The following is a 7,192-nucleotide window of genomic DNA, read 5'->3' as shown; positions in this document are numbered from 1 at the left end:
CGTTTCCAAAAAGTAAGTTAAATATTTTACTTTTTGGAAACGGTATTTGTTGTTTATTGGCAAGTGCTTACGCACTTGCTGTTTATACCATTTACAAAAATCCTTTTTGTAAATGGTATAACTTGCTCGCTTCCAGAGTTGTAGTTCAGTGTGTTTTGCCACCGCCGGAAGTTATTCATAACCGCCTCCGACGGGCTAGATGTGGGGGCCTCTGTCGGCGTTTATTTAACATACAAGGCTATTTTAGGCGCGATAGCGCCGTTAGGATGCACTCGTAGAGGCTAAGGTAGTGGCTTCGTCTATGCGGTCGGCTACGCTTATTCCTTTGAGCCAGTTTGCTAGGATGCGCAGGCGGGGAGTCCTTATGTGAAACTCGTCAACTTTTTGCTGTAGCTCGAAGTGGCGAAGCGGGTAATTGGGTATGGCACTTGGCAGGTAGGTGCTGTTGATTACTTCTGGGCGGGCGCTAGCGGATAGGAGCTCGCCTAGCTCGGCAACTGCTCGATTCCTAATGTCTGCTTGGGTGCAGTCGGCTAGCGAGGGGTTCGTGGCACCACCGACAAAGCAAGTCAGGAGGTGATAGCCATCTGGCGCACGTTTAGGGAATACTGATGAACTAAAAAGCGCGCCCAAAAGAGAAAAGCCGTAAGTGGGTGGAACGAGTAAGCCAAATCCATCCAACGAGTGTCCGAGAGCACGTTTAGGGTACGCAAGATGCAAGAGACCTAGAGGGGAGTACGGTATAGAAGAAATATCTTTAGCCAAGTCCGGCGCAATATTAAGCAATAGCTCGCTGCTCGCCCGAGCAGGTGTCGTCAAGAATACTCGCTTGGCCAGTAGGGCTTCGGCATCGGACGAGGAAGTTGCAAGGCGCACTCTCATAGAATCCTGCCCATCCTCTATGTGAAACACCCGCGCACTGCTAAGTATGGCACTCGGGCCTAGCTTACTCTGTAGGCATGCTGTTAGCTGCGACATTCCGCGTCTAAAGCTAATCATCGGCGCTCTCCTGCCTCGCGGTTTGGAACTTTTTTCCGATGAACTTTTTAATGCTCCGCGAAATAACGAGCCATGAGTTTGCTCCCAATCCCACAATTTGCTCATGGCACTTCTGGTGCTAAGGTTTGCAATGTCGGCAGCCCAAATTCCACTCAGCGCAGGAGCTACAATATTTTGTGCTATTCCGCGGCCTAGCCGCCTAGAGATAAAGGCTTCGACGCTTTCGTCTACTGCTATGGTAGGTCTAATAAATGGCTCAGCTAATATGCGCAGCTTTTCTTTAGTCGAAAGCAGTGGAGTAGAGATAGCCTCTACGAAGCCAGTTGGCAGCTTTTGTAGCCTTAATGCACCGCTGCTCTCTCGTCGCGCAAAGTACTTGTTTGCACTTAAAGGCTGTTGGTAGACGACATCGGACTCTAAACCGAGCGCATGGATTAGATCCATCAATGGTTTGCGAGCATAGGTAGAATTTGGGCCATGTTCGAGCAAAAAACCGCCCTTCTCCTCGCTTAGAATTGCTCCGCCAACGATTGGCGAAGATTCGACGACTAAAACTTTCTCGCCGCGCCGCTGGAGCAAGAAAGCGAGCGTTAAGCCCCCGACTCCGGCGCCAACGATTATTGCGTCAAATTTTCGAGTTTCCAAAGCTCTTTACCGAGTTAACAAAAGCAAGGGCGTTCTCCCGTGGCGTGTTGACCAATATCCCGTGGCCCAAATTCGCAATGTAAGACTGAAAAGGAGTCGTAGAGCCTAACATCCTAGACGTCTCTTCCTCTATTAAATGTTTTTCTCGAAATAAATGGGTTGGATCCAAATTGCCCTGAAGCACTATGTTATCTCCTAAACGCGCACGAGCTTCGCTAAGCGGGGTTTTCCAGTCAATACTAATGCAGTTAGCGCCGCTTTGCCGCAAAGACTCGAGCAAGTGGTGCGAGCTGTTCAAGTAAATAATGCACGGTGTATGGGTATCCTGGATAACGCGAGTAAGTTTTTGCAAATAGGGTAGCGCAAATATCTCAAAGTCCTCCCTATTGAGATTCCCAGCCCAAGTGTCAAATAGCTGAATGATTTGTGCCCCACTTTGCACCTGCAATAGAACGTACTCGGCAATTATTTCACTTATCGTGTCCAACAACCGCAAAACGGCTGCTCTGCTTTCCTGCGCTAAGACTTGCGTGTACTGAAAGTGCTTGTAAGGACCTTGATCCAGTATATAGCACGCGAGTGTCCAGGGCGCTCCCGCAAAGCCAATAACCGCCTTTGGCTCTCTTTCTTCGCAGTAACGGTCAAGCTCCGTTTTTAACAGTTTGATTGCGTCAAATACGTATGAAACTCGAGACAGCGGAGCCGTTTGTCTCAGTTGGTTGATATCAGCAGTCGAGCGCAGTGGGTTAGCTATCTTTGGTCCAGGGTCAAACGCCACTTCTATCCCAAGGCAGCTCATGGGGATAAGAATGTCGGAAAAAATTATTGCAGCGTCTACATCGAGATAGCGCACGGGCTGCATAGACACTTCCACTGCAAGCTCTGGGCTACTACAGAGCCCAAGAAATCCGTGTTTTTCTTTTAGCTCGCGATATTCACTTAAATATCTACCGGCTTGTCGCATAATCCAAACCGGCGGCCGTTCTACGGATTCATTCCGAATTGCTCGCAACATTAGCGGGTCAGCGGGTAGTGAGTTGCTAAGTGTTTTAGCTGAGCTCATAAGTGTACATTCCATGCGGTGTTTCGAGGATTACAGTATTCTTCGGAGTAATAGCGCTGGGTTTGTTCTCCACGTGGCCGACGATTTTAGCTTTAAGGCCAAATTTATCAGCTATATCAATCGCACTAGCAGCGTCGTCTTTAGCGAGGTAAAGTTCCATGCGGTGACCCATGTTAAATACTTGATACATCTCTTTCCAGCTTACGTTGCCATGTTTTTGAATGAGAGCAAAAAGAGGAGGGATGTCGAAAAGCGAAGTTTTTCTAAACAATAAACCAGGTCCACCAAATCTCAAAACCTTTGTTTGTCCGCCGCCAGTATTGTGAATAGCCGCGTGAATCTTGCCGTGCATTGCTTTGTATATGGCACTTAACACTGGAGCATAAGTTCTAGTTGGCGAGAGCAAGGCCCGGCCAATGTTCATATCGAGCTCATTAGGACAGTCGCTTAACCTAAATGGGCCGCGGTAGACGAGAGACGAATCGAGGTGGGGGTCTCTGCTTTCTTCAAATGAAGTTAAGTAGTGTTTTGACAGTAAGGCATGACGCGCTAAAGTTAGGCCATTTGAGCTTATTCCAGAGTTTGGAAAATCTTCATACGAGGCCTGTCCAGTGCTAGAGAGTCCCACGATGACGTCCCCAGGCTGAATTGAGTTAGCGTTGATGAGATTGGCGTTTGTTATGCGCCCCGTGATTACTGCATCGACTAAGAGAGTGCGCACTACATCTGGGCAGTCTGCCGTCTCACCGCCAGATAGTTCAATAGATATCCCCATGGCGCTGAGTTTTTCGATTATCTGCTTATAGCCAAGTATGATAGCGCTAACGGCATCGTCTGTAATTAGACGGGGATTCCTGGCAATTGCGTTTGCTGCCAAAAGAGCATCTGCAGGACCTAAACAATAAACGTCATCGAGGTTCATTACGAGCGCGTCTTGCGCTAAACCGCTAAACGAGCTCGGATCCTTAGTCTCGACAAAGTTTAAATAAGCTATCAAAGATTTTGTGCCAGCACCGTCGCAATGAATAAAGCTGCTAAATTTTGATTCGCCCGCGAGGTCACTGTTAATACTAGCAAAAAAACGCGAGTCTGGCTGAACACCCGCCGATTCTAATGCCCTATGTAAGCCCGACTTGCTGGACGAAGCTCCAAGGGCTTCGTAGTGGTTCTCTGTCACAACGCTGTCTACCTTAATTTATTATTAGTACGTTTGTAATTAATATAATGTGCCCCGAATAATTGCTTTATCGCTGCGAACACAATAGAATCTTAACTGTTAATCGCGTCATCGATACCAAGGGTCTTTTAGCCTCTCAGGCGTTAAGTTTGCAATAGTGGTTACGCAAGGCAAATGACGTGAGAAGATATTTTAATGCGGCACTATAGTTGATATTGTAGCGCTAAATTAATAAGTTTTTAGGAGAAAAAAAACATGAAGCGATCAGAGGTTTTGGCAAAATGTAATGATGCGCTAAAAAGCGCACGTAACGTGATCGAAAAATCACCTGGAAAGTCCGTTGTTGTAGCATTTGTTCTGGGAATTGTTGCTACTATGTTTAAGGGCGGCCTATTGTCCTTAGTGTTTCTAGGCATTATTGCCTTTGCTGTTATTTGGTTCATCTCAGATGAAGATAGCTGCGAGTCCTGTGAGACAAAGAGCATTGAGCCGCAGGATGCGAAGAAAGCCGCACATACTACTGAAGATAAGTCTAGTAGCAGTAGCAAAAAATCATCGCGTATTAATGGCGATGCAAGCGGTGGAAAGAAAACAACGTCAGAGGAAAAGTCAAAATCGACGGATGCTGAGAAACTAGCCTGAGGGGCCGGTTGGACAGCAAGTGCGTAAGCACTTGCCAATAAACAACAAATACCGTTTCCAAAAAGTAAAATATTTAACTTGCTTTTTGGAAACGGTATAATAATCAATCCTTAAAATTGACGAATTGTAGGTCAAGTGAGTCGATTTTTTCTCGGAGAAGTGCAATTACTTCTTGCAAGTCGTCCTTCTTCGGGCCTATTACTCTCACCTGTTCTTGCTGAATCTGAGCCTGCACCTTTTTAAGCTTTTCGTCTTTTATTAATTTTACAATCTTTCGGGCGTCGTCTTGTGAAATGCCCCGTCTAATCTTTACAAGCTGTCTGACAGAACCCGATGAAGCTTTTTCGGGCTCCTGATAGTCTAGACTTCTAACGCTAATGCCGCGCTTAGTCGCCTTCTGATTTAAAATTTCCTTAATCGCCTTGAGCTTCATGTCGTCATCCGCAGCTATGGTTATGCCACTAGTTTTGTCAAGTTCTATGCTGCTCTTGCTGTTTCGAAAATCGTAGCGGTTCTCAAGTTCCTTTTTTGCCTGATTGACTGCATTGTCGACTTCCTGCATGTCTACTTCCGAAACGACGTCAAATGACGGCATCGTTCTAATCTCCTTGCAATTTATGAGTTGCGGTTGGCTTGTCTTTTACCGCTCTTCTTAGCCCATTTGCCATCATTGAGCAATTGCGGGAGATGTCATCACGGGGTATATAGTCGCTCATTAGTGGTGAACTTGGGCTACTGCGATAGAGTTTTTGTTATTTGGTTAAAGCAGCATTTTAAAAGTTATATGGGGTTAAGTAGGGAAGAAGTGCAGGCTAGGCTTGCAAGGGACTTGGAAGATGGACTGAGTGGGCAGGTTTTTTCTCTACCAAATCATGCCTGGAGTCCCTATGGGCTTACGATTGGTGTAAATCCTTTAGATGTTAAGTTGGTTTTCCAAACTCTTCGCGACAATCAGAAATTCTTTTTTAACATGTTAATCGATATTACGGCGGTAGACTGGATGGACAAACGCAGTCCCAGGTTTGAAGTCGTGTATCAGCTGCTAAGTCTTACGCATATGCATCGCCTTTGCGTTAAGGTCAGTGTCGAGGAATCCAAAGCCGAAGTAGATACTGTTTCAGACCTGTGGCCGGCAGCTAATTTTTTGGAACGAGAAGTATGGGATATGTTTGGAATCGCGTTTAAGGGCCATCCCGATTTGAGAAGAATCTTGTTGTACGACGAGTTTGTTGGACATCCGCTTAGAAAAGATTATCCAATTCAAAAAAAGCAACCAAGAATCCCCCTTCGTTATCCTGAAACTAGGAATGATTCGCTGGATATGTCGCGTGAACCGATAGTGTTGTTGTCGCGCAGCAATTCAGACTGCAAGGCCTCCTAGATAGTTGGTTTTGGGGTAAATTGTTTTGGATAAATGGCGAGTAGGAGAAAATGGCGGAAGTAAGTAATAGTTGGGAACCTAGAGAAATAGGCGATTCCCTGCACAGTAAGACCATCGTCATAAACATGGGGCCGAGTCACCCCTGTACTCATGGAACTATACGGCTAGTAGTGGAATTAGACGGCGAGCGCATTGAGCGCTGCGATGTCGATTTAGGTTATCTCCACCGCGGATTTGAAAAGCAGTGTGAGAGCCATGGCTATCCGCAAGTCATACCGTATACCGATAGGCTTAACTACGTTTCACCAATTATCAACAACGTTGGTTATTGTTTGGCAGTGGAGCATATGTTTAAGGCCGAAGTTCCACCGCGTTGTCAAAGCATTCGCGTTATCATGAGTGAACTATCTCGCATGTGCGATCATTTGACTTGTCTGGGTGCATGCGCGATGGAGCTCGGTGCTTTTACGGTCATGTTGTATTTAATACAGGCCCGCGAATATTTATGGGAATTAATAGAAGAAGTTACTGGCGCGAGGCTGACGATTTCTTATGCCTGTATCGGCGGCGTGCGCCGAGATTTGCCCAATAATTTTAGAGAATCAGTTTTTAAGCGCTTTGTCGAGATAGATAAGCTACTAGAGAAGGCAGACCGCCTTCTAACAAAAAATCGCATATTTATTGACCGAATGTGCGGCGTCGGAGTTATAGCCCCTCAAGAAGCTATCGCATATTCGCTTACCGGTCCCATGCTTAGAGCTAGCGGTGTAAACTACGACGTGCGCAAGGCTTATCCGTATTCTGGATACGAGAACTATGACTTTGAAGTTCCTTTGGGTTCCAAAGGTGATAATTACGATCGCTTCTTAGTTCGCTTTGACGAAATTTATCAGTCGATGAGAATATGTGAGCAAGCACTAAAGAACTTACCGGACGGTTCAATTGTCCTAGATGACCCGAGAATTGTCATGCCGCCTAAAGATGAAGTCTATGATTCCATCGAAGGCATGATTAGTCAGTTCGAAATTGTGTTTAAGGGAATAGTCCCTCCTAGGGGAGATGTCTATTTCCCTGTAGAAGGCGGCAATGGAGAACTTGGGTTCTACGTCGTTTCAGATGGCACGGGTTCGCCGTATAGGGTTCGCGTAAGGCCGCCTTGTTTTTTTGCCATGGGCATATTCGGTCCTTTGGTCGAGGGGCACATGATTGCCGATGTTGTGCCTCTTTTTGGCATGGCGAACATGATAGGTGGCGAGTGCGATCGATAGGGTTTGTTTAGGGAAGG

General features: G+C 46.3%; 7 protein-coding genes. 3 read left to right on the top strand and 4 right to left on the bottom strand.

Annotated features, from left to right (window positions below):
• Positions 1–261: 261 nt before the first annotated feature.
• From hemG to IT291_03005, 3 genes are read right to left on the bottom strand one after another with little or no spacing between them, the layout of a single operon-like run.
• Positions 262–1,644 carry a protoporphyrinogen oxidase gene (hemG, locus tag IT291_03015; protein ID MCC6220192.1) on the bottom strand — a complete coding sequence of 461 codons (1,383 nt, stop codon included), beginning with the start codon at positions 1,642–1,644 and terminating at the stop codon, positions 262–264.
• Positions 1,625–2,707 (bottom strand): uroporphyrinogen decarboxylase, encoded by a 1,083-nt coding sequence (gene hemE / locus IT291_03010; GenBank protein MCC6220191.1) that lies wholly within the window; start codon positions 2,705–2,707, stop codon positions 1,625–1,627. The genes hemG and hemE overlap by 20 nt, the downstream gene beginning before the upstream one ends.
• Positions 2,694–3,884 (bottom strand): phosphoribosylformylglycinamidine cyclo-ligase, encoded by a 1,191-nt coding sequence (locus IT291_03005; protein MCC6220190.1) that lies wholly within the window; start codon positions 3,882–3,884, stop codon positions 2,694–2,696. Before IT291_03005 ends, hemE begins: the two co-directional genes overlap by 14 nt.
• Before the next feature lie 255 nt (positions 3,885–4,139).
• Here IT291_03005 and IT291_03000 point away from each other — a divergent pair, with 255 nt between their 5' ends.
• The gene (locus IT291_03000; GenBank protein ID MCC6220189.1) at positions 4,140–4,526 is read left to right on the top strand and encodes a hypothetical protein; all 387 of its coding nucleotides are present in this window, start codon (positions 4,140–4,142) and stop codon (positions 4,524–4,526) included.
• Positions 4,527–4,629: 103 nt separating this feature from the next.
• Here IT291_03000 and IT291_02995 read toward each other — a convergent pair whose 3' ends face one another.
• Positions 4,630–5,121 (bottom strand): YajQ family cyclic di-GMP-binding protein, encoded by a 492-nt coding sequence (locus IT291_02995; GenBank protein ID MCC6220188.1) that lies wholly within the window; start codon positions 5,119–5,121, stop codon positions 4,630–4,632.
• A 189-nt stretch (positions 5,122–5,310) separates the two neighbouring features.
• On the opposite strand from IT291_02995, the gene IT291_02990 reads away from it, so the two are divergent.
• A complete protein-coding gene (locus IT291_02990) occupies positions 5,311–5,907 on the top strand; it encodes an NADH-quinone oxidoreductase subunit C (protein MCC6220187.1) in 597 nt (198 codons plus the stop codon).
• Between the two features lie 50 nt (positions 5,908–5,957).
• Positions 5,958–7,175: an NADH-quinone oxidoreductase subunit D gene (locus IT291_02985; GenBank protein ID MCC6220186.1), complete on the top strand. Its 1,218-nt coding sequence runs from the start codon at positions 5,958–5,960 to the stop codon at positions 7,173–7,175.
• The last annotated feature ends 17 nt before the right edge of the window (positions 7,176–7,192 follow it).

The sequence above is a fragment of the Deltaproteobacteria bacterium genome (assembly GCA_020845775.1).
GTDB lineage: Bacteria > Bdellovibrionota_C > UBA2361 > SZUA-149 > JADLFC01 > JADLFC01.
The sequence above is the reverse complement of the archived record's forward strand: the minus strand, read 5'-3'. Positions and strand labels throughout refer to the sequence as shown.